22 protein-coding genes are annotated in these 20404 nt (G+C 70.1%); 12 read left to right on the top strand and 10 right to left on the bottom strand.

The window, feature by feature from the left end:
• Together rpoA and ADL01_RS12480 are read right to left on the bottom strand one after the other, a co-directional pair.
• Positions 1 to 589 (bottom strand): DNA-directed RNA polymerase subunit alpha (gene rpoA / locus ADL01_RS12485; RefSeq protein WP_063783511.1); only part of this gene is annotated, 589 nt, incomplete at its 3' end.
• A 271-nt stretch (positions 590 to 860) separates the two neighbouring features.
• Positions 861 to 2540, bottom strand: a complete 1680-nt coding sequence (locus ADL01_RS12480) for a hypothetical protein (protein ID WP_053742016.1) — start codon at positions 2538 to 2540, stop codon at positions 861 to 863.
• Between the two features lie 349 nt (positions 2541 to 2889).
• Between ADL01_RS12480 and ADL01_RS12475 the strand changes: the two genes are divergently transcribed.
• The 6 genes from ADL01_RS12475 (at position 2890) to ADL01_RS12450 (ending at position 8063) form a co-directional block, all read left to right on the top strand.
• Positions 2890 to 3696 (top strand): endonuclease/exonuclease/phosphatase family protein, encoded by an 807-nt coding sequence (locus tag ADL01_RS12475; protein ID WP_053742025.1) that lies wholly within the window; start codon positions 2890 to 2892, stop codon positions 3694 to 3696.
• A 114-nt stretch (positions 3697 to 3810) separates the two neighbouring features.
• The gene (locus ADL01_RS12470) at positions 3811 to 4371 is read left to right on the top strand and encodes an RNA polymerase sigma factor (protein WP_053742015.1); all 561 of its coding nucleotides are present in this window, start codon (positions 3811 to 3813) and stop codon (positions 4369 to 4371) included.
• Positions 4368 to 5186, top strand: coding sequence for a zf-HC2 domain-containing protein (locus ADL01_RS12465; RefSeq protein WP_053742014.1), 819 nt, complete (start codon positions 4368 to 4370; stop codon positions 5184 to 5186). The genes ADL01_RS12470 and ADL01_RS12465 overlap by 4 nt, the downstream gene beginning before the upstream one ends.
• A gap of 101 nt (positions 5187 to 5287) precedes the next feature.
• Positions 5288 to 6097 (top strand): ABC transporter ATP-binding protein, encoded by an 810-nt coding sequence (locus ADL01_RS12460; protein WP_053742024.1) that lies wholly within the window; start codon positions 5288 to 5290, stop codon positions 6095 to 6097.
• A complete protein-coding gene (locus ADL01_RS12455) occupies positions 6094 to 7491 on the top strand; it encodes a hypothetical protein (protein ID WP_053742023.1) in 1398 nt (465 codons plus the stop codon). Before ADL01_RS12460 ends, ADL01_RS12455 begins: the two co-directional genes overlap by 4 nt.
• A complete protein-coding gene (locus ADL01_RS12450) occupies positions 7488 to 8063 on the top strand; it encodes a hypothetical protein (protein ID WP_053742013.1) in 576 nt (191 codons plus the stop codon). The genes ADL01_RS12455 and ADL01_RS12450 overlap by 4 nt, the downstream gene beginning before the upstream one ends.
• A 338-nt stretch (positions 8064 to 8401) precedes the next feature.
• Here ADL01_RS12450 and ADL01_RS12445 read toward each other — a convergent pair whose 3' ends face one another.
• Together ADL01_RS12445 and ADL01_RS47235 are read right to left on the bottom strand one after the other, a co-directional pair.
• The gene (locus ADL01_RS12445) at positions 8402 to 9376 is read right to left on the bottom strand and encodes a phosphotransferase enzyme family protein (protein WP_053742012.1); all 975 of its coding nucleotides are present in this window, start codon (positions 9374 to 9376) and stop codon (positions 8402 to 8404) included.
• Positions 9352 to 9477 (bottom strand): hypothetical protein, encoded by a 126-nt coding sequence (locus ADL01_RS47235; protein WP_267889917.1) that lies wholly within the window; start codon positions 9475 to 9477, stop codon positions 9352 to 9354. Before ADL01_RS47235 ends, ADL01_RS12445 begins: the two co-directional genes overlap by 25 nt.
• Before the next feature lie 142 nt (positions 9478 to 9619).
• On the opposite strand from ADL01_RS47235, the gene pgm reads away from it, so the two are divergent.
• The 3 genes from pgm (at position 9620) to ADL01_RS12430 (ending at position 12885) form a co-directional block, all read left to right on the top strand.
• Positions 9620 to 11260: a phosphoglucomutase (alpha-D-glucose-1,6-bisphosphate-dependent) gene (gene pgm, locus ADL01_RS12440; protein ID WP_053742011.1), complete on the top strand. Its 1641-nt coding sequence runs from the start codon at positions 9620 to 9622 to the stop codon at positions 11258 to 11260.
• Positions 11261 to 11398: 138 nt separating this feature from the next.
• Positions 11399 to 11872 (top strand): carboxymuconolactone decarboxylase family protein, encoded by a 474-nt coding sequence (locus tag ADL01_RS12435; protein WP_053742010.1) that lies wholly within the window; start codon positions 11399 to 11401, stop codon positions 11870 to 11872.
• 89 nt (positions 11873 to 11961) lie between these two features.
• A complete protein-coding gene (locus ADL01_RS12430) occupies positions 11962 to 12885 on the top strand; it encodes an RNA polymerase sigma-70 factor (RefSeq protein ID WP_053742009.1) in 924 nt (307 codons plus the stop codon).
• A 39-nt stretch (positions 12886 to 12924) separates the two neighbouring features.
• On the opposite strand, the gene ADL01_RS12425 is transcribed toward ADL01_RS12430, so the two are convergent.
• Both ADL01_RS12425 and ADL01_RS12420 read right to left on the bottom strand, forming a co-directional pair.
• Positions 12925 to 13416 (bottom strand): hypothetical protein, encoded by a 492-nt coding sequence (locus ADL01_RS12425; RefSeq protein ID WP_053742008.1) that lies wholly within the window; start codon positions 13414 to 13416, stop codon positions 12925 to 12927.
• Positions 13417 to 13439: 23 nt separating this feature from the next.
• Positions 13440 to 13997: a hypothetical protein gene (locus ADL01_RS12420; protein WP_053742007.1), complete on the bottom strand. Its 558-nt coding sequence runs from the start codon at positions 13995 to 13997 to the stop codon at positions 13440 to 13442.
• A 205-nt stretch (positions 13998 to 14202) separates the two neighbouring features.
• Between ADL01_RS12420 and ADL01_RS12415 the strand changes: the two genes are divergently transcribed.
• The gene (locus ADL01_RS12415) at positions 14203 to 14445 is read left to right on the top strand and encodes a DUF6411 family protein (RefSeq protein WP_053742006.1); all 243 of its coding nucleotides are present in this window, start codon (positions 14203 to 14205) and stop codon (positions 14443 to 14445) included.
• A 34-nt stretch (positions 14446 to 14479) separates the two neighbouring features.
• Here the strand turns inward: ADL01_RS12415 and ADL01_RS12410 are convergent, their stop codons facing one another.
• Positions 14480 to 15973, bottom strand: coding sequence for a S8 family serine peptidase (locus tag ADL01_RS12410; RefSeq protein WP_053742005.1), 1494 nt, complete (start codon positions 15971 to 15973; stop codon positions 14480 to 14482).
• Positions 15974 to 16470: 497 nt separating this feature from the next.
• Between ADL01_RS12410 and ADL01_RS12405 the strand changes: the two genes are divergently transcribed.
• The gene (locus ADL01_RS12405; protein ID WP_053742004.1) at positions 16471 to 18117 is read left to right on the top strand and encodes a trypsin-like serine protease; all 1647 of its coding nucleotides are present in this window, start codon (positions 16471 to 16473) and stop codon (positions 18115 to 18117) included.
• 62 nt (positions 18118 to 18179) lie between these two features.
• Here ADL01_RS12405 and ADL01_RS12400 read toward each other — a convergent pair whose 3' ends face one another.
• The 3 genes from ADL01_RS12400 to ADL01_RS12390 all read right to left on the bottom strand — a co-directional run bounded on the left by ADL01_RS12400 (position 18180) and on the right by ADL01_RS12390 (position 19543).
• Positions 18180 to 18599 (bottom strand): ArsR/SmtB family transcription factor, encoded by a 420-nt coding sequence (locus ADL01_RS12400; RefSeq protein WP_053742003.1) that lies wholly within the window; start codon positions 18597 to 18599, stop codon positions 18180 to 18182.
• A 199-nt stretch (positions 18600 to 18798) separates the two neighbouring features.
• Entirely contained in the window at positions 18799 to 19179 is a 381-nt protein-coding gene (locus ADL01_RS12395; RefSeq protein WP_373431279.1) for a hypothetical protein, read from the bottom strand.
• A 178-nt stretch (positions 19180 to 19357) separates the two neighbouring features.
• Positions 19358 to 19543 (bottom strand): hypothetical protein, encoded by a 186-nt coding sequence (locus tag ADL01_RS12390; RefSeq protein ID WP_053742002.1) that lies wholly within the window; start codon positions 19541 to 19543, stop codon positions 19358 to 19360.
• A 194-nt stretch (positions 19544 to 19737) separates the two neighbouring features.
• On the opposite strand from ADL01_RS12390, the gene ADL01_RS12385 reads away from it, so the two are divergent.
• Entirely contained in the window at positions 19738 to 20376 is a 639-nt protein-coding gene (locus ADL01_RS12385) for a nucleotidyltransferase domain-containing protein (RefSeq protein WP_053742001.1), read from the top strand.
• The last annotated feature ends 28 nt before the right edge of the window (positions 20377 to 20404 follow it).

Raw genomic sequence — 20404 nt, 5'->3', positions numbered from 1 at the left:
CGACGTCGACGATCAGCTTGTCGAAGTCGGTGCGCTGCTCGACACGCGTGGCCTCGACCTTGTACGTGACCTTGAGGACCGGCGAGTAGATCGAGTCGACCGGGATCCGGCCGATCTCCTGGCCGACCTGCTTGTTCTGCACCGCGGAGACATAACCGCGACCGCGCTCGACGGTCAGTTCGATCTCCAGCTTGCCCTTGCCGTTGAGCGTGGCGAGGACGAGGTCGGGGTTGTGCACCTCGACACCGGCCGGGGGCGCGATGTCGGCGGCGGTGACGAGACCCGGACCCTGCTTGCGCAGGTACATGACGACCGGCTCGTCGTGCTCGCTGCTGACGACGAGCTGCTTGATGTTGAGGATGAGGTCGGTGACGTCTTCCTTGACGCCCGGCACGGTGGTGAACTCGTGCAGAACGCCATCGACGCGGATGGACGTGACCGCCGCACCCGGGATCGAGGACAGAAGAGTCCGACGAAGTGAGTTGCCAAGTGTGTAGCCGAAGCCCGGCTCCAGGGGCTCGATGACGAACCGGGAGCGGAACTCGTCGACGACTTCTTCGGTCAGGGACGGACGCTGAGCGATCAGCACGGGGTGTTGCCTCCAGTGTTTTGGCGCCCAATATGTGACGCCGTAGACCCTTAGAAGGGTACGCGCGTTACGAACGATACGGGCGCCACGGGGTCTGAACCGACCCGAGACCTGTTGCGGCCACCTGTTCGGACCGTCGACGGTCTGCCACGACCCGACGAAAACAGTGGGGGAGCGGAGGCGTCGAGCCACGGAAACCGGTGCCGACCGTGGAGGGAAGTCACGTACGCAGGCGGACTGAGGCTGGCACCCCGCGCCTGGAGGCAGGGGGCTACCTGACGTCGACGTAGTCGGTGACCCGGGCGCTCTTCAGATACCGGTCTCCGGTCTGGCGGTCGAAGGCGACGGCCCAGGTGCCGTCCTGTCCGGCGGTCTGCATGCCGACGAGGCGACCGTGTCCGTCCGTGCCGAGGTCCGCGACGAAGTGGTACGCGGTGGAGCCGCGGGGCCGGAAGTAGAGGGCCGGGGAGTCGTGCGCGAGCGGCTTCCAGGTGGTGCCGTCCTTGTACTGCAGGAGGCCGGAGAACGTGATCGGACGCGACCTGCGGACCGGATCGGGGGACACGTGGAACCCGGTGACGCGCGTGGCATAACGGCGGAGATGTTCCGGTTTGGTGGTGCTGGTCGAAAGGTCGGGGTTGCCGTTGAAACGGGCGCGCCAGTAGGCGTTGCTGTCCGGTGTGGTGAAGGTGCGGGCGAACGTTTCCGGCAGGGAGGGCTTGTTGTGGCGGATCGTGACGGGGAGGGTTACCGCGTCCTTCCAGCCGCTCCTGCCGTCCTTGGAGTACTGGAGGGTGACCGTCGGCCTGGTGGGCCAGTGCGCGCGTGCGTCCTCGTAGTAGACGTACCCGTCGACCTTGAGGGACGCGTCGTCGTCGAGGGTCGCGCTCATCTCGATCCAGGTGGTGTAGGCGACGTGCAGGCTGAAGGGCGCGGTGGCGAACCCCTGGAAGGGCATGCCGCTGGCGCCGGCCATGAGCTCGGCGGTCGGCGCGGGGTTGTCCGAGGGGACGTGGAGTGTGTAGGAGCCCCTGCTGTCGGTGGTGGTTTCGGCGACGAGGAAGCCGGCGTGACCGTTCTGGCCGAGACCGAAGAGTGTGATCGGGGTGTGCGGCAGCGGCTGCCGGCCTGAGGCGGTCTGGATCTCCGCGCGGCCGGTGACGGTACCGGTTGTGCCCTGCTTGAGGTTCAGGGCGTGAGGGGCGGCCGAGAAGCGGACCGGCGCCTGCGTGGTGTGCAGGTCCTGCTCGGGTGTCACCACGTCGATCGCACCCGGGTAGGCGGGGGCGGCCAGCGGGGACGCGGTCAGCGTGATGTGCGGCTGGGTGGGGACGAAAGCGGTGCTGAAGCGGCCGTCGGCCGCCGTGGTCGCCGTCAGCCGGCCGAACCCGGCCCTGATGTCGACGGGCATGCCGACGGCGGGAGCGGAAGCCTCGGGATGACGGGGATCCGCGGCGAGAACGGTGCCGTTGACGGAGACCTTCTGGTGCAGGTAGTCCGCCACGCCCGGGGTCGCGGTCAGGTCGGGGATCGTGACGACGGTCCGGTACTCCAACGTGTACGGGGACAGGGCACCGGTCACCGTGGCGCCGGAGGCGTCCCGCAGGTCGACGGTCACCCGGTAGTCGCCGAGATCCGCCAGGTGGACCGGCGCCCGCCAGACGCCGGACCGCGCGTCCTGTCCGGAGTACTGGGTGAAGTCGTCCGTCGACCCGGCTTCCGGATCCCCGGCCGCTGCGTCGAGCGGATAGAAGTGCGCCGTGACGCGAGTGAGGGGACTGTCCGAGTGCGCGCTGACGAAGAGCATCCCCGGCTGGCTGTACCAGCCGTCCGCCCCGGAGAGCACGGGACCGCCCTCGGCGCCGTCCGCCTGGGCCGGGAGGAGGCCCGCGAACAGGGAGGCGGACAGAGCGGTCGCCGTGGCCGCCGCCAGGAAGGTGCTGCGTCTCATGCTGGTCCCTCGGAAAAACGGCCGACTCGGCCTGGAGAGCCGGGACGGCCAGCGGCGATGACGATGTTGGCTTCGGTACAAAAAAACACAGGGAGTGCCAAGACGGATCAGAGATTTGTCATGGAAATGGCAAACCCCTGATCCGTCTTGGGTGGGAATCCGCTGTCCGAGTGCCGGAGCGCGGTGACAGACAGCCGGAGTGCAAGAGACTCTGCTGCGCCACCTCGCGCGGGTCGCTGAACACCCGTCCCATAACCTCGTACCCGGAGACGCCGGACGTCCCGCGGATCCATGGCGAGGAGGCGAGGCGACAGTGCTCGGAAGGGTCACGCGGCTGCTCGCTGGCGCCATGACGGTGGCCTGTCTGGTGCTCGTCGGCCCCAGCGCACCGAGCGACGCCCTCTTCGGCAGGCCACTACCCGCAGGCGCCGCCAGGGACGTCGTACCGAACCGGGTCATGACGTGGAACATCTGCAACCCCTGCGAGGTGAGCGACGTCGACCGGGCGGCGGAGATCGGCGCGCTCGCGCCCCAGGTCATCGGCTTGCAGGAAGCGTGCGTACGGGACGTCGAGAGGATCCGGGGGTATCTGCGAAGGCTCCACGGGCTGGTCTACCACGTCGAGTACGGGACGGTTCTGCGGAACTGGAACCGTTGCGGGGGAGCGCCGTGGAATCCGGGAGGCTTCGGTCAGGCGATCCTCTCGGCCGCGCCGATGACGGACCGCGTCAACGTGGAATACCCCGACGGCGGATCCGAGGACCGTGGGTACCTGGCGGTCACCACCCGGGTGGGCGGCCGGACCGTACGGGTCTTCAACACGCATCTCGCCCAGCACCGTCAGGAAGCGGTCCGGGCGGGCCAGGTGGGCGTCCTCGCCGCCGAAGTCGCCCGGCACGACCGCGCGATCGTGCTCGGCGACTTCAACGCGGTGCCGGACACTCCCGAACTCGCCCCGATGTGGGCGCTCGCCGCCGACACGGATGCCCGGTGCCGTCCTTCGGCCGTCGGCACCTGTGAGCCGACCACCGACTGGCAGAGCAAGTTCGACTACGTCTTCCTGCGGGGCATCGCCCCCCTCCGGCACCGCGTGCGACCCAGCGCGTACTCGGACCACCATGTGCTGTACACCGACCTGAACATTCCCGGGCGGTAGGCCCGGCGCCGACGAACAGCGTCCCCTGCGAGCTGCCGCGCGGCGCGAAGCGCCAGCGTGACGGGGATCACGTCCGGGGGAAAACCTGCGGCCCGGACCGGGCGTCTAGTGGGTGTGAGATCAGTCAAGGCAGCGCCGCACGAGCTGGACGAGGAGCGTCTCGTCCGGCTGGTGGCACGAGGCGACCGTGCCGCGTTCGAGGAGTTGTACCGGCGTACGTCGCCGTGGCTGGCGGTGCGACTGCGCCGCCGGTGTGTGGACGAGCAGATCGTCGCGGAAGTCATGCAGGAGACCTACCTGGCGGTGTGGCGCGCGGCCGGCGCGTTCGCCGGTGCCGGCGTCGGCGGGACGGCCACGGGCTGGCTGTGGACGATCGCGGCGCGCCGCCTGGTCGACGCGTTCCGGCGCAGGGCACACCACGCCGAGCCGCCGCCGGCCGCCGCCGTGCCCGACGCGGCGCCCGCCGCGGAGGAGGAGGCACTCGCGGCGACCGTCGGCGGTGACGTCGGGGACGCGCTGCGCTGCCTCGCGCCGGAGCTACGACAGGTACTGCAGGCCATGGTGCTCGACGGACTGTCCGTCCGGGAGACCGCGGTCCTGCTCGGGCTGCCCGAGGGCACGGTCAAGACCCGTGCCCGCCGGGCCCGGATCGCGATGCGGAGGGCGCTGACATGAGTGGGGAACACGCCTCGATGCGGATCATCGAGGGTTACGCGCGCGGCGGCACGGAGCTCGCCGCCGACGAGGTGTGGGCGGTGGAGGCCCATCTGGAGGTGTGCCGGGTGTGCCGGGACCGGCTGTCCGCCGCCGTCGGTGTCCAGGCGCCCGCCGTGGCGTCGCTGGTCGACACCGTCTGGTCGGCCCTCGAACCCCAGTTGGCGACGGTTCCCACGATGCCGCCCGGTCGGCGCTGGTCGGCGCGGCTGTCGAGGTGGATGACGCCCACGATGGTGCCGTGGCTGGCCATGGTCGCGGTCGTGACGTTGCTGGCCCTGCTGCTCGACCTGGTCGACATCGATTCCGGCGAGCTGTCGTTGGTGCTGCTGCTCGCGCCGGTCCTGCCCGTGCTCGGCGTCGCGGCGTCCTGGTCGCGCGGCCTGGATCCGGCGTACGAACTGACGGCGTCGGTGCCCCGGGCCGGGCTCCAGCTGGTGCTGCGGCGCACCGCGTCCGTACTCGGCGTGGTCGTGCCCGCGCTGCTGGTGGGCGGATGGGCGACCGGCGTGATGGTGGCCCAGTGGCTGCTGCCCTGTCTGGCCTTCACGGCGACGACCCTGGCGCTGGGCGGTGTCGTCGGGGTGACCCGCGCCGCCGTCGTGCTGGCCGGCGTGTGGGCCGCCGTGGTCGTGGCACCGACGCTGGCCACTCACCGTACGACCTTCGCCCTGCAGACGGACGGCCTGCCCGTGTGGGGACTGATCCTCGCGCTCGGCACCGGTGTCGTGATCGCCCGCAGCAGCGCGTACTCCGTCCTGGGAGCCCATCGATGACCAGCGGAAAGAACACCGCGAAGAACCACGAAGAACACCGCGAAGAACACCGCGAAGAACAGCGCGAAGAGCACCGCGAAGACATCGGAAGGGAAGACGACATGACGTCCGCCTTGAGCGCGGCCGACATCGCACCGACGGCCTACGCCTGGGAGATCCAGGCCACCGGGCTGAAGGTCAGGGTCGGCAGGAATCGCATGGCCGTCGACGGGCTCGACCTGTCGCTGGGCACCGGCGTACACGGTCTGCTCGGCCCCAACGGGGCGGGCAAGACCACCCTCATCCGGACGCTGGCCACCGTGCTGCGCCCCACCGAGGGCACCCTGGAGATACTCGGCGAGTCCGTGGGCGGCATGGGCGAGCACCGGTCGGTGCGCCGCCGGATCGGTTACCTGCCGCAGGAGTTCGGGTACTACAAGCGCTTCACCGTGCGCGAGTTCATCGAGTACATGGCATGGCTGAAGGAGGTCCCGAAGGCGGAGATCCCCGGGGCAGTGCAGCGCGCCGTGGAGCGGGTGGGTCTGGCGGACCGCGCCGACGACCGGATGAAGGCCCTGTCGGGCGGCATGGTGCGCAGGGTCGGTATCGCCCAGGCCATCGTCAACGACCCGACGATCCTGCTCCTCGACGAGCCGACGGTCGGGCTGGACCCGGCACAGAGGCTGCGTTTTCGCGAACTGCTCCAGGAGTTGGGCACGGACACCTGCGTGCTCGTCTCGACGCACCTGGTGGAGGACGTCGCCGCCGCCTGCACCGACGTGGTGCTCTTCGCCGAGGGCCGGTTGGTCTTCCAGGGCCCTCCGGACGAGCTGGCCTCGGCGGGCGGCCCCGAACACGTGGGCGACAGCCCGCTGGAGCGCGGCTACTCGGCGCTGCTGCAGGGCCCCGGCCAGGGAAGGGGTTCGTGGTGAACTTCCGTGTCCTACGCATCGAGCTGAGGCGTTCCGTCGCCCCGTGGGCAGGCGTCGTGATCCTGGCGCCGGCGCTGGCGTTCCTGTACTTGCTGGACGGCGAGTGGTGGAGGGGTACCACGGCGTGGACGGCCCAGTGGACGACCCTGGCCCTGTGGACCCGCAGCCTGTTGTTCTACCTGTGGCCGCTCGCCGTGGGGCTCGGGGCGCTGCAGGGTCTGCGGGACCACCGCTCGAAGATGGTCGAGCTGCTGACGAGCACACCGAGGCCCGCCCGGCACCGCGCGGCCACGCTGGCGGGCGCGACGGCGCTCACGCTGGCCTCGGCCTTCGCGCTCCTCGTCCTCTCGGGCGGGGTCCAGGTGTTCGCCCACACCGAGTACACGCACCTCGGGTGGCTGCCGATCTCGCTGGTGGGGGCACTGTCTCTCGTCGCGGGGGCCGTGCTGGGCATGGGGGCCGGGCGGGCCCTGCCGTCCGTGCTCACCCCGCCCGCTCTGACCATGACCGCCTTCGTGTTCACGGCTCTCATGTACATGTCGTTGGGCCGAACACAGACGATCACGGCTTCGGGGATTCCGGTCACGGAGCCGAACCGGATCTCGCTGCTGTCACCGGCGGTGCAGGAGGTGCGCGACACGCTCGTCACCCTCTCCGCCTCGGTGCACGTCGGGCAGACGATCTGGCTGCTCGGCATGGCCGCGACCGGCTTCGCACTGCTGGTCGCCGCGACCCCCCGCACCCGGCTGATCGCCTTGACGCCCGTCCTGGCGGGCGCGGTGATCGCCCTGCTCGTCCTGCCCTCCGACCCGCGCCGGATCTACGTCGTCGACAAGGTCGCCGCCGAACTGGTGTGCGACGGGCCGGTGTGTGTGACGAAGACCCAGCAGGAGCGACTCGCCGACCTCGCGGGTCCCGGCAAGGAGGCGCTGCGCCTGCTGCAGGGTGCCCTGGGCGGTCAGGCGCCGGTCTCGGTCCGGGAGAACACCGCCCTGCTGCCGGAGGGCTCCACGCCGCAGTGGTCCCGTGACACCGTGCTCTTCGACTTCGACGACGACGTCATCGCCGCCGCGAAGGGCAAGGAGCTGGCCTGGGCCCTGATCGCCAAAGGCATGGTGCCGGGGTGCACTCCTGTCGGCTGGAGCGGCCTCGGGGGAGACGAGTTCGCGCAGACAGTCGCGGTGAGCTGGGTCCTCGGGGACTTCAAGCCGCTTCCCAGCACGTTGTCAGGGAAGCTGCGGCGCACGGCCGACGCCGAGACCCGTCCGGTGTGGAAGAAACTCAAGGCGCTGCCGAGGGCCGAACAGTTCTCGCGGATCAACGCGATGCGCGCCGCCGCGCTCTCCTGCAAGGGCGAGCCGTTCGAGGTGCTGTCCGGTGGTACCTCCCGATGAGATGGCTGACGCTGTACGCGCGCTCACGGCAGATACCCGCGTCGCTCGCCGCGGTGCTGATCAGCGCGGTGGCGGTGGCGGCACTCGCCCCGGACGGGGGCGCGGGACCCAGCGATCCAAAGCTGCCCGTGCTTGTTCTCGCCGCCGGGGTGATGGCGGCCTCGATCGGGCTCAGCGGACAGGACCTCGCGCTGGACCGGACGGCCGCCGTCCGCTGGGTGCCCCGCAGAGCGGCCCATGTGCTGCTGGCCGGCGCGGTCGTCGCCGCGGTGCTGCTGACCGTGCAGACCGTGGGCGAGGACATGGCCACCACCGGCTTCGTCGTCCGGGACAGCGCGGGCCTGATGGGGCTGGCCGCTCTGGGCGCGGCGCTCTCGGGCGGTCAGTACGCATGGACGCTGCCGTTCGCCTGGCTGTCGTTCTCGTTCTTCGCCCCGCCCCCGACGAGTACGCCGATGCGGGTGGCGGGCTGGATGCTGCTGCCACCCGGCACGACAGAGGCCACCTGGACGGCTACGGCCCTCGCGGTCGCCGGCACCCTGGCCTACGCCGTCGCGGGACCGAGACGGTGACCGTGGCAGGAGAGCGACGCCATCCCGAGTAAGTCACGTGCCCTGGACGCCGGTTCGGCCCACGCGTTCAGGGCCGGCCCCCGGCACGGTGGAGCGCGGCTGGGCAATGTGGTCGTCGCCGTGTCCTGCGGTCCTACGCCGCCGGGCTGATCGGCGTCTTCGGGTACGGCGCCCACCGGCCCGCCAAGTCCGCGTACGCGGGCCGGCGGAGTCGGTGACGGCCGAACTGATGTCGCACGGGGGGCATATCGGCGTGAGATCGCTCGCCGAGGCGGCCGAGGGGCGTGATCCGTGCGCCTGCGCCCGGATCACGCCTCGTCGCGTCAGCTGTCACGTCGTCACGACTCCACGGCCTCGGCCAACTTCGTGACAGCCGCCAGCTCTGGCAGACCGCGCAGCGAGGCGACGACCTGGGTGCCGGCGAACTCTCGCTGCGCGGCGGTCGCGTCCGGATCGATGGCGTACCCGGCCTGTAGGTAGAGGTAGTTCAGGTCCGTCGCGAACAGCATCGAGAACGACTGCGGGCCTTTGACGGCGGCGCGGCCTCCGGCGCTCCGATAGGACCGGACCAGTCGCCGGGCCGCGTCGGCGTCGACCTGGTTGTGGCCCGCCCATACGTACACGGCACGTGCGAGTTCGCGTTCCGGTGAGACGGGCCCCGCGTTGTCCCAGTCGAGGAGAACCGGACCGTACGGGCCGACCAGAACGTTCTGGGGCCGCAGATCGAGATGCGACGTCACCAGACCGTGCGGGTCGGCCGGAGTCACCCACTGTGCGAGCTCCGCCGCCGAGGTGGCGATGAACCGGCCAAGGGAGTCCGACCACGGGACGTCGGCCCGGCGGATCCTCTGGTGCAGGTCGGTCCAGTCGGCGTGCCGAGGGCACTGCTCGTACCAGGAGTCCGGTGTCTCGAGCGTCCCCTCTCCCGCCTTGTGGAGGAGGGCCATGGTCCGTCCGATCCAGTCCAGGATGTCCGGGTCGGACGCGTCCGCCGGGGTGCCGTCGATCCAGTCGTACAGCTTGACGGAGGACCCGCCGAGGGAGGGCGGAAGGTGTGAGACGTACGCGCCGTGCCGATTGGGGATGAGCCGCGGTGACGCGATTCCCAGACTCTCCGCGGCCTGCCGTAACGCCGCCTCCCTGCCGATCTGTGCCTCGTCGCAGCCGAAGAGGAGTTCCTTGACCGCCCACGAGGACCCGGCTCCGGACAACTTCCAGATCTGGCCCAACGCGCCACGGGCGACGGGAGTTGTCGTCCACGGCCCGGCATCGAGAGCGTACATCTCGACTATGAAGTCGGCCGCGTCGTCCATGTGGGTGCCTTTCCGAATGCCGGGGTTGTGGGGTGATCGACGTCGACGACCAGCGCGTCGAACAGCACGGCGGCGGGCGGCAGTTGGTTTTCGTCCCTCATGTCGGTGTCCCTTCGCCGGCCGACCCGCATCGTCGCATCCGCAGATGTCTGCCACAACGGCCGCCCGGTGCGCGTCCCGGCGGGCCGGGCGGGGGAGAATGAGGGCCGTACCCCACGGTCGGCCATTACGGAGGAGCGGGAAATGCAGGACGCGCGAGCGGGGCAGGTCGCCCGGCCCGAGGACCTCATCGATGTGGCCCGCCTGGTCACGGCGTACTACGCACTGCGCCCCGACCCGGCGGACCCCGGGCAACGGGTGGCATTCGGCACCTCGGGCCACCGGGGCTCGTCCCTCAACGCGGCGTTCAACGACGACCATATCGCGGCCACCAGCCAGGCCATCTGCGAATACCGCACCGCCCAGGGCACCGACGGCCCCCTCTTCCTCGGCGCCGACACCCACGCCCTGTCAGAACCCGCGCGGATCACGGCACTGGAGGTGTTCGCCGCCAACGACGTGGCCGTCCTCATCGACCAGACCGACGGCTACACGCCCACCCCGGCGGTCTCGCACGCCATCCTCACCCACAACCGCGGCCGTACGTCCGGCCTCGCCGACGGCGTGGTGGTCACCCCCTCGCACAACCCGCCCGCCGACGGCGGCTTCAAGTACAACCCGCCGAGCGGCGGCCCCGCCGGCTCCGACGCGACCTGCTGGATCCAGGACCGCGCCAACGAGATCATCACCGGCGGCCTGAAGGACGTACGGCGGATCCCCTACGCCCGTGCCCTGGCCGCGCCCGGCACCGGCCGCCACGACTTCCTCGGCGCCTATGTGGCCGACCTGCCGAGCGTGCTCGACCTGGACGCGATCCGGTCCGCCGGAGTGCGCATCGGCGCCGATCCGCTCGGTGGCGCCTCCGTCGCCTACTGGGGCCGGATCGCCGAACAGCACCGGCTCGACCTCACCGTGGTGAACCCGCTCACCGACCCCACCTGGCGCTTCATGACGCTGGACTGGGACGGCAAGATCCGCATGGACTGCTCCTCGCCGTACGCCATGGCCTCGCTCATCAAGCGGCGCGACCAGTTCGACATCGCCACCGGAAACGACGCCGACGCCGACCGGCACGGCATCGTCACCCCGGACGGCGGCCTGATGAACCCCAACCACTATCTGGCCGTGGCGATCTCGTACCTGTTCTCCCACCGGGAGCAGTGGCCCGCCGGCGCCGGGATCGGCAAGACCCTCGTGTCGTCCAGCATGATCGACCGGGTCGCGGCGGACGTCGGCCGCCAACTCGTCGAAGTCCCCGTCGGATTCAAGTGGTTCGTGGACGGCCTGTCCGACGGAACGCTCGGCTTCGGCGGCGAGGAGTCGGCCGGCGCGTCCTTCCTGCGCCGCGACGGCTCGGTGTGGACCACGGACAAGGACGGCATCATCCTGGCCCTGCTCGCCTCCGAGATCACGGCGGTCACCGACCGGACCCCGTCGCGGCACTACGCCCAGCTCACCGAGCGCTTCGGCGCCCCCGCCTACGCGCGCGTCGACGCCCCGGCCTCCCGCGAGGAGAAGGCGCTGCTCGCCAAGCTCTCGCCGCGCCAGGTCACCGCCGACACCCTCGCCGGTGAGCCGGTCACCGCGGTGCTCACCGAGGCCCCCGGCAACGGCGCCGCCCTCGGCGGCATCAAGGTCGCCACCGCCAACGCCTGGTTCGCGGCGCGTCCTTCGGGCACCGAGGACGTGTACAAGATCTACGCCGAGTCCTTCCTCGGCCCGGACCATCTGAGCCGGATCCAGGAGGAAGCCAAGTCGGTCGTGCTCACGGCACTGGGCAGCTGACGCGAGTGTGCGGGGCCGAAGCGGCCCCGCACCGACGGCCCGCAGCACAGTGACCTCCGTCACACGCCTCCGTGTCACAGGGCGTCGGGCTACCTCGTCTCAGGGGTGTAGCCACTGACGACCACGGAGGAGCACACGATGGACGCGCGACTGAACTACTTCGCCGGCCCGAACCCCAGCAAGGCCCTCAAGCACTTCATGGCGGCGGGCCGGGCGCTCAAGGAATCCCCGCTGCCGGCCACGACGCAGGAGCTGGTGGCGCTGCGCGTGAGCCAGATCAACGGCTGCGCCGCCTGCGTGGACATGCACACCAAGGACGCCGCGGCCGCCGGGGAGGCCCCGCTGCGGATGAACCTCGTGGCGGTGTGGCGGGAGGCCACGGTCTTCACCGAGGCCGAACGCGTCGCGCTCGAACTGGCCGAGCAGGGGACCCGGGTCGCGGACGCGGCCGGCGGAGTCAGCGACGAGGTCTGGGCACGCGCCGTCGAACACTACGACGAGGAGCAGCTCACCGCCCTGGTGTTCCTGGTGTCCTTCATGAACACGGCGAACCGGCTGAACATCATCACCCGCCAGCCGGCCGGCGACTACGAGGCCGGGCAGTTCCACTGAACGGTCACGACCGCCGGGCGGCTGATCACTGAAAAGGCGCCCACGCCGACGCGTACGGCTGGGCGGGAGGAGCGCGAGGGGGAGTCGCTGTGACCAACGTCGACGAGTTCGAGGAGCTGCGGCCGCTGCTGTTCTCGATCGCCTACCGGATCCTGGGCAGCGTGGGCGAGGCCGAGGACGCGGTCCAGGAGACATGGCTGCGCTTCGACGGCTCGGCCACCCGACCGACGTCGGCCAAGGCCTTCCTGTCCGCCACGGTGACGCGGATCGCGATCGACGTACTGCGCTCCGCACGGGTGCGGCGGGAGCAGTACGCGGGACCGTGGCTGCCCGAGCCGCTGCTCGCCGATCCCTATCAGGACCCGGCGCGCGCCGCGGAACTGGCCGACTCGGTGTCGATGGCGGCGCTGCTGCTCCTGGAACGGCTCAGCCCGCTCGAGCGGTCGGTGTTCGTGCTGCGGGAGGTGTTCGGCTTCGGCTTCGACGAGGTCGCCACGGCGGTGGGGCGGTCGGAGCCGGCCTGCCGGCAACTGCTGGTACGGGCACGGCGGCACATGCGGGCCGGACGGCCCCGGTTCGAAGCGGACCGTCAGGAGCGGCGGGAACTGGCGACGCGGTTCTTCGACGCGCTCCGCGACGGCGATGTCGTCGGCCTGCGGGATCTGCTCGCCGCCGACGTGTCGATGGTCGGGGACGGCGGCGGCAAGGCCCCGCAGCTGGCCAGGGCCGTCGTCGGCGCCGAGAACGTGGCCCGGCTGCTCGCCTCTGTCATCCCCTGGCTGGCCCGGGTCGATGTGACCTTCGAGCCGCACGAGATCAACGCCCAGCCGGGAGCGATCTTCCGCGACCGGGACGGCAAGGTGCTCCACATCCTGGCTCTGGACGTGCTCGACGGGCAGATCCGGACCATCCGCTCGGTGATCAACCCCGACAAGCTCGGTCACCTCGGGCCGGTCGCCGACGCCTGGGCCGTCGACCGCGAGGTGAAGCAGGCCCGTCGGCAGCGGAACTGACTCCGCGCCGGCGGGCCCGGCGGTGACCGCCGCGTCGGGTCAGCTGACCAGCAGCCGGTTGAAGAACGAACGGTAGTGGCGCAGCGCCAGCCGCAGCTCCTCGGTGTCCGCCTGTTCGCCCCTGTTCCACTGTCCTTCCAGCTCTTCCTTGTGGTCGGCGAAGGTGGCAGCCAGCTTCTGCATCACGTCGGCGACCAGGGTGTCGGCCGTGTGTACGGCGTCACGCGGGTCGTCCACGAACTCGTTCTGCACCTCCTGCCAGCGTGCGCGGAATTCCTCCTCGTCCTCCGGAGTAAGAAGCAGTGGGACCTCCTCCTCGCCGGAGGCGCCCGCGTCCGTCTCCTGGCGCCGGCTGCCGGCGTCGTCTCCCACGGGCTCGCTCGGCGTGTCCGTGCTCTCGCCGGGGAAGGTCGGCACTTCGGCCGACGTGCTCGCCGTCTCCTCCGTGGTGTGCGTGTCACGAGGATGGGCGAGGTCGTCGGTGGACAGGCCGCTAGCGGCGGCGTTGCCCGGTGTGTCTTCGCGTCGCATGTCTTCTCCGTTCCCTGAGCTGTTCAGGCCGGGGCGTGGCGGGATCCGCCGCCGTCGGAGAGCAGCTCGTCGAACAGGGTCCGGTAGTGCACCATGGCACCCCGCAGTTGTTCGGTGGTCGCCTCGTGACGTGTGCTCAGCACATTCACGTCGTGGGCGGCCTGGTAGTGCTCGAGCGTGCGGCCGTGCTCGACCGACAGGTCCTTGAGCTGTTGCTCGAAGTCCTCCGTCGGGTAACCGCGCTCGTGCAGCAAGGAGGTCACCAGACGGTCCGCGTCGTGCACGGCATCCTCCGGACGGTCCACGAACTCGTCCTGTACGCCGGTCCAGTCCCGGGAGTAGCGATCCCTGGCCCCGCTGTCCAGCGGCTTGATGTCCAGTGAGTCGTGCCGCTTCTCGCGTTCCCGCAGCTCGCGCTCCCCGGCCAAGCGGCTGTCGGCGTCCTCCATCGTGCGCCCGTACTCCGGGCCGAAGCGCTCCTGCAGTTTCTGGCGGCGCATGAGCAGCCAGAACCCCACTGCCGCCAAGACGATCACCACCGCGATGGGAATGATGATCGCTAGAAGTGTCCCTGTCGACATCGGGCAGACCTCCTGACAGATGCCCCGTATGCACCTGTCTTGGCGAGTCACCAGCTGTCCACCGGCTGAAACGGCGATTTCGGTACGAAGTGTGTTCCGCCGTCGGTGGCGGAAGCCTCCCGGGCGCCGGGCACATAAGGGGAACGGGACGGGGCATTCGTGTTCTCCCGACCAGTCACCAGTCACCAGTCAAGGGAGCCGACTCGTGATCATCGCCGCAGTTGTCGGATTGTGTGTGGTCCTGGCCGTGCTGGCCTTCCTCGCCCCGCGTCTGTCCCGCCACCCCCAGCGCGGCGCCCAGCGTTCGCTCGGCGCCGGCTCACGGGCCGGCGGCAAGGCGCCCGGCGTCCTGGGCAAGCTCTTCAGCAAGCCGTTCCGTTCGAGCTCCCGCGCCGTGGGCCGCAGTGGCGCGTCCGGCCGTCGCACCCGTGGCCGCATGCCCTTCTGACGGACCTGAGGCGGAGGAGCGCGTCCGGGCCGGGTCACTCCGGGTGGTGCGTGAGGACGAAGTCCAGCGCGGCGCTCACGTTGACCAGCCCGAACCCGGTGGCCGTGTCGGGACCGACCTTGGCCTTCTTGCCGAACCGCGGGTGACAGGTGCCGTCCGTGATGTCGGTGGCGGTCTTGGCGAGCGCCTCGGTCACCTGGGCGGGAGTAAGCCCCGGCCGGGCTCCGAGGAGCACGGCCACCGCGCCCGCGATCTGCGGTGCCGCCGCCGACGTACCCGAGAACCTCGCCCAGCCGTCCATCGCCTGAGTGGAGTCGCCGGGGTCGCCGCCCGGGTCGTGAGGGTCCGGCTGACTCTCGTCGACGTCGATCGCACAGCCGGGAGGCACCGGCAGCATCAGATACTGGGCCCTGGGCAGCAGGCCGACCAGACCGCACACCGTCGGCACCCGGACGCCGGGGACCCACGGGCTGTCGTATCCGCTCGCGTAGTTCGACGCTCGCAGCCGGTTGTCCTGCGCGGCGAACACTCCGCCCGCGGCGATCACGCCGGGCACCTGCGGTTCGATGGCGAACTGGCCGTTGCCTCCGGAGAAGACGACGACGATGCCCTGCTCCACCGCGTCCAGGATCTCCAGGGCGAAGATCACGTCAGCCTGACTCGGCCGCCCGAGCGGCGGGAACCTTCCGTCTCCGCCCCATGAGTTGGTGAGGATCTGCGGGCGGTCCGTCTTGGCGCGCACGAAACCCGCCGTGGCGGCCGTGAGGTCCCCTGCCCGGTCGCTCGCACGGTACGGGCGAAGCAGCGCGCCCGGAGCCACGGCGAAGATGTTCGCCGACTCGCCGGTGCCGTGGCCGATCGGGTCCTCCGCCGGGCTGGTGCCGGGGACCAGCGCGACGGTCGGGGCGATGTCGTAGCCGTGGGCGGTGAAGTAGGCGTGCTCGGCCTGTCCCGTGTCCACCATGGCGACCTGCACACCATGACCCACGTGCCCCGCCTCGTGCGCACGCGACGCGTTGAGCAGCCTGGCCACGTCGTCCGGAAGGCTGAGATGGAACGCGGCGACCTCCGGCGGCTTGGCGGAGGCCGCCAGGACACGCATCGGCGTGCGCGGACGCTCCAGAGCCACCGCCTCGATGGCGTCCATGCCGGGTGCGGCGCCGACGCCGAGGGCGTCGGGTTGCCGGGCGCCGACGATGTCGAGGTGCGTGACGGAACGTTCCCGGTTCATCGGCCCCAGCTGCTGCACCTCGTAGCTGGCGATCCGGCCGCCGGTGAGCTGTTCGTACGAGGCCGGGGTACCGGCGACGGTGAAGCCCAGCCGGCTCTCGGCGGTCACGCTCAGCCCCGCTGTCCTCGCGTACTCCTTGGCGCGCTCCCGGGCATCGCCCTCGGCGTGGAACGGCCGCGCCGAGTTGAAGGTGGTCGCCTCGGTCATCGGCGTCCCGCCCTGCGACCGTGCGGAGACATAGCCGTATACGGTGTCCGGAATGTTCTGCCCGTACCTGGGTGTGGTGGGGTTCGTCATCTGTCCTCCAGCAGCGGAGGCCCGGACATACGCGGCGCGGCAGCCGGTCACGAACTCCGGCCGCGGGCTCCGGGCATGGGAAGCGGGAGCACGGTGACGGACCTCGCGGTGAACGGTTCTCGAGTCGCCCGACGCCGAACGCCTCGGCGAACTCCTTCTCGGACGCGTCACCTTGCCCTGAAGCCGCTTATTTCTCCTGGTGACTCACTCATCAGCTCTATCGTCGCATTCATTGCACAACACCGCAAAAGACGCTAAAGGGTGGCGGTCTCCACGCATCCCTCTGCTCCAACAGGGCCCGGCATTCCACCGGTTGGGGACGAAGGGGCGAAATCGTGTGGTTACCATGTGCTGCCGATGATCGGAAATCATCGGTGATCCGACGGAAAGTCATGTTCCGGCACGCACTTCTGCTTCTTCTTCGCCTGGAGGGTCGAGTGGTTCACGCTCAGCACGGCAGGGATCCATGGACACACCGGATACGTAGGTTCCTCACCGTGACCGCAGTGGTGCTCGGACTGGTCGGCACCGGTCTGACCACGCACGCCGCGTCGGCCGCCGGTGACACGGCGGTGAACAACAGCATTCGTCGGTTCACCGCCGCGAACGGCACAGGAAAGTCCCCGAGCGCCACCAGGACGCCCAGGATCGTGGGCGGCTCGGAGACCACCATCAGCAAGGCTCCGTACCTGGTCCAGCTCTTCTATCTGGACGGTTCGGACCAGCTGTGGTTCTGCAACGGCGCGCTGATCGCGCCCAACAAGGTACTGACGGCTGCCCAGTGCGTTTACGGCCGCAACTGGACCAACCGGGACAGGGCCGTGATCCTGGGCGGCACGACGTACCGGGGCGATCTCGACGGCAGTACCGAGATCGGGATCAAACGTCAGTGGGTCCAGCCTTCCTACAGACCCTCGGGCGTCACGCACGACATCGCCGTGCTCACCCTCAACGGCACGCTGCCGTTCGCCACCATCAAGACCGCCGCCGCGAGCGACAGCGCGCTGTACGCGGCCGGGACCAACGCCACGGTCCAGGGCTGGGGCGTGACAGGTACCGCCCGTCTCGGGACGGGCGAGTCGGACGTACTGAAGACGGCGACCCTGCCCATGCAGGCGGACGCCACCTGTGACAGCGCGCTGAAGACCGCGCTCGGCGGCCAGGACGCGTTCGTGGAGTCGGCGATGACCTGCGCGGGCGAGCCCGCCACCGACGACGACACCAGCACCACGACACCCTGCGTGAGCGACGCGGGCGCCCCGCTGGTCGTGAACGGCCGCGTCGTGGGCGTCTTCGCCTGGGGCGTGACCAACAGCGACAAGTGGTGCGGGGTGAAGGGCACTTATCCGGTGTTCACCCAGACCAGCGCCTACGCCGCTGTGACACAGGCGCAGAGCTTCGACACGGACGCCTCCGGTGACGGCCGGGCCGACCTGTTCGCCAGGAAGTCGAGCGGCGGTGCCGCGTCCTCGTACAACGGCTCGACGCTGACGACCCACAGTTCGGCCGGGACCGGCTGGGCCGGCTACAACAAGGTGCTGCAGAGCGACCTCAACCGCGACGGTGTCCTCGACTACGTGGTGCGGGCCACGTCAGGGACGGTGTCCTGGCGGCACAAGGTCTCGGGCCAGTGGGTCAACACCCGTATCGCCGGCGGCTGGCAGGCCGTCCGGCAGATCCTGGCGCCCGGTGACGTCAACGCTGACGCCCTGCCCGACCTGCTGACGGTGGACTCGGGCGGCACCCTGTGGCGCTATCCCGGCAACGGAAAGGGCGGCTTCGGCAGCCCGACCAGGCTCGGCACGGGCTGGAACACCTACGCCCAGGTCGTCGCCCACGGCGACTTCACCGGCGACGGGCGGCCCGACCTCGTGGGCCGTACCTCGGCCGGCGCTCTGTACATCCACCCGAGCAGCACGGCGGGTACGTACACCGTCGGCAGCCGCAAACTGGTGAGCACCACGGTGTTCAGGTCGGCCACCGCTCTGGCGGCGGTCGGTGACGTCAACGGTGACGGCCGCGCCGACCTCGTCACACGGACCGGTTCCGGCACCCTGTGGCTCTACAAGGGCAACGGCAACGGCACCTTCGCGACAGCGACGAAGGGCGCCACCGGCCTCAACTCCTTCAACCTCTTCGGCTGAGCCAGGAGCGCCCGCCGCGGACTCCGTCCCGGCGGGCGCTCCCAACGGCGGTGCCCCGGTGCTCAGTTGGTCGCGGCCTGTTCGCGTCGCAGCACCGGCGGAGCCGAGGAGTCAGGGGCATCGCTCGCTTCGCCAGAGCTGAAAGCCGGCTGTGGATCCGCCTGCTGGAGTTCGGCGAGCAACTCGCGCTGGCCGGTGATCAGTTCGGTCAGGATCCGGCGAGCCGCACGCAGCAGCTCGGCCACGTCGCCCCCGGCCAGGGCGTAACTGACAGTGGAGCCCTCCCGGATGGACACCACGATCCCCGAGCGGCGCAGTACGGCGAGTTGCTGGGAGAGGTTGGACGGTTCGATCTCGATCTCGCTCAGCAGGTCCCGCACAGGGACAGGGCCGTTCTGCAGCAGTTCCAGGACCCGGATGCGTACCGGGTGTCCGAGCATGCGGAAGAACTCGGCCTTGGCCTGGTAGAGGGGGACCTGCATGGTGAATCGCTCGCTCCCTGCCGCACTCGACGGGCTGCATCCGGACGGGGTGACCCTGTCTGCGTCACCACGGACGGTCCTGCGGATCGATCCTTGTGCATCCCGCCCCGCACGCCCATGGGATTGAGCTGATCCGGATGTGCCCAGTTGAAGAAATCTTCAAGTCGTGGACGTGCGGAGCCGATGCGTACGCGGCCTGCTACACGTCGAGTTGGTTCTCGATGCTCTTGAGCTGGTGGCGGGCCATCGCGAGGTTCGATTTCCCCCGGTCGAGGACGAGGTAGAGGAACAGACCGTTGCCGCCCCGGCTCTTGAGCGGCCGGAGGATGTGGTACTGGCTGCCGAGTGTGATCAGTACGTCCTCGATCTCGCCCTTGAGCCCGAGGTGTTCCATGGTGCGGGTCTTCGCCCGGATCACGTCCGTGTTGCCCGCCGCCGCAACGTTCAGGTCGAGGTCCTTGCCGCCGCCCAGCGTGCCCAGCGCCATACCGCTGGTGTAGTCGACCAGAGCGGTCCCTAACGAGCCCTCGACCGACGTCATGATCTCCTTGAGGCAAATCTCCACATTGCTCACCGGCATCTCCTCCTAGTCGCTGCGGGGCTCGGGCCGCGCCCTTCCCGCCGATGCACGGACCCTACGTAGGGTCTGCGGCCGGCAGCTCCGTAGTGCCTGTACTGGCCGAGGAAGCCTCAAAAAGGTCGGATGACGGATATCTGTGATCGCTCGTGCTCCGCGAATGACGACCGGTGACTACCCGTCATGCCCCGTCACGTCCCCTGACCCCCGCCGCGACGGCTTCGGGGTGGTCCTCGATGTACGCCCGCACGACCGCCTCGAAGCTGTCGTCGGGACGGAGACCGAGTGCCGTGGCCCGCGCGTTGTCGAAGGCGGCGGGCCACGAGCCGACGACGGCCTCGATCGCGGGGTCGGGCGCGACCGTCACCAGACCAGCCGCTCGACGGGAGCGCCGCACAGGGTCCGCCGCGCGAGCAGGGCGTCGGCGACCAGCTGTCCCAGGAAGCCGAAGCCTCCGGTGATGACGATCCTCATCCGCGTTCCCCTCGGTAGCTCCTGAGCCGACGGCGCCTCTCGTCCGATGGTCGCACCCGCTTCGGGCGGGGGCAGTACGTTGGGCCGGTGACCGTATCCCTGCCGCCCGGTGGCGTCGTGCTCGACGCGGCCGAAGTGGACTCCCGGTGGGCGGACGCGTGGCGGCCGGAACAACTGGCACAACGGCTGGAGGGGGTCGGTGCGCCCTGGTGCGTCGCGGCCGGGTGGGCGCTGGACCTGTTCCGAGGAAGGCAGACACGACCGCACGGGGATGTGGAGATCGCGGTGCCCACGGCGGCATTCCCGCTGATTCGGGCCCGCTTTCCCGAGTACGCTTTCGACGCGGTGGGTGCGGGGCGCCTCTGGGCGGACGCGGGAGCTGAGGCACTGGCGGCCACGCGCCAGACCTGGTCGCGGGATCCGGTGAGTGGTCAGTTCCTGTTCGACGTCTTCCGGGAGCCGCACGAGGGCGGTACGTGGATCTGCCGACGGGACAAGGGACTTCGGCTGCCGTACGACGCGGTGGTCGAGCGGACGGCGGACGGAATCCCCTATCTGGTGCCGGAGTTGGTGCTGCTGTTCAAGGCCAAGGCGCCGCGTCCGAAGGACCAGGCGGACTTCGACGGCGTGCTGCCGCTGCTGGGCCGGGCACGGCGGGAGGCCCTCAGCGGGTGGCTTGAGCGTGTGCACCCCGGACATCCGTGGCTGGCCGAGCTGGCGGGGTAGCCGGCCTGGGGACGCGAACCGCCTCCCA

This window comes from Streptomyces sp. NRRL WC-3618 (assembly GCF_001280005.1).
GTDB lineage: Bacteria > Actinomycetota > Actinomycetes > Streptomycetales > Streptomycetaceae > Streptomyces.
This window is presented reverse-complemented; position numbering and strand designations above follow the sequence as displayed.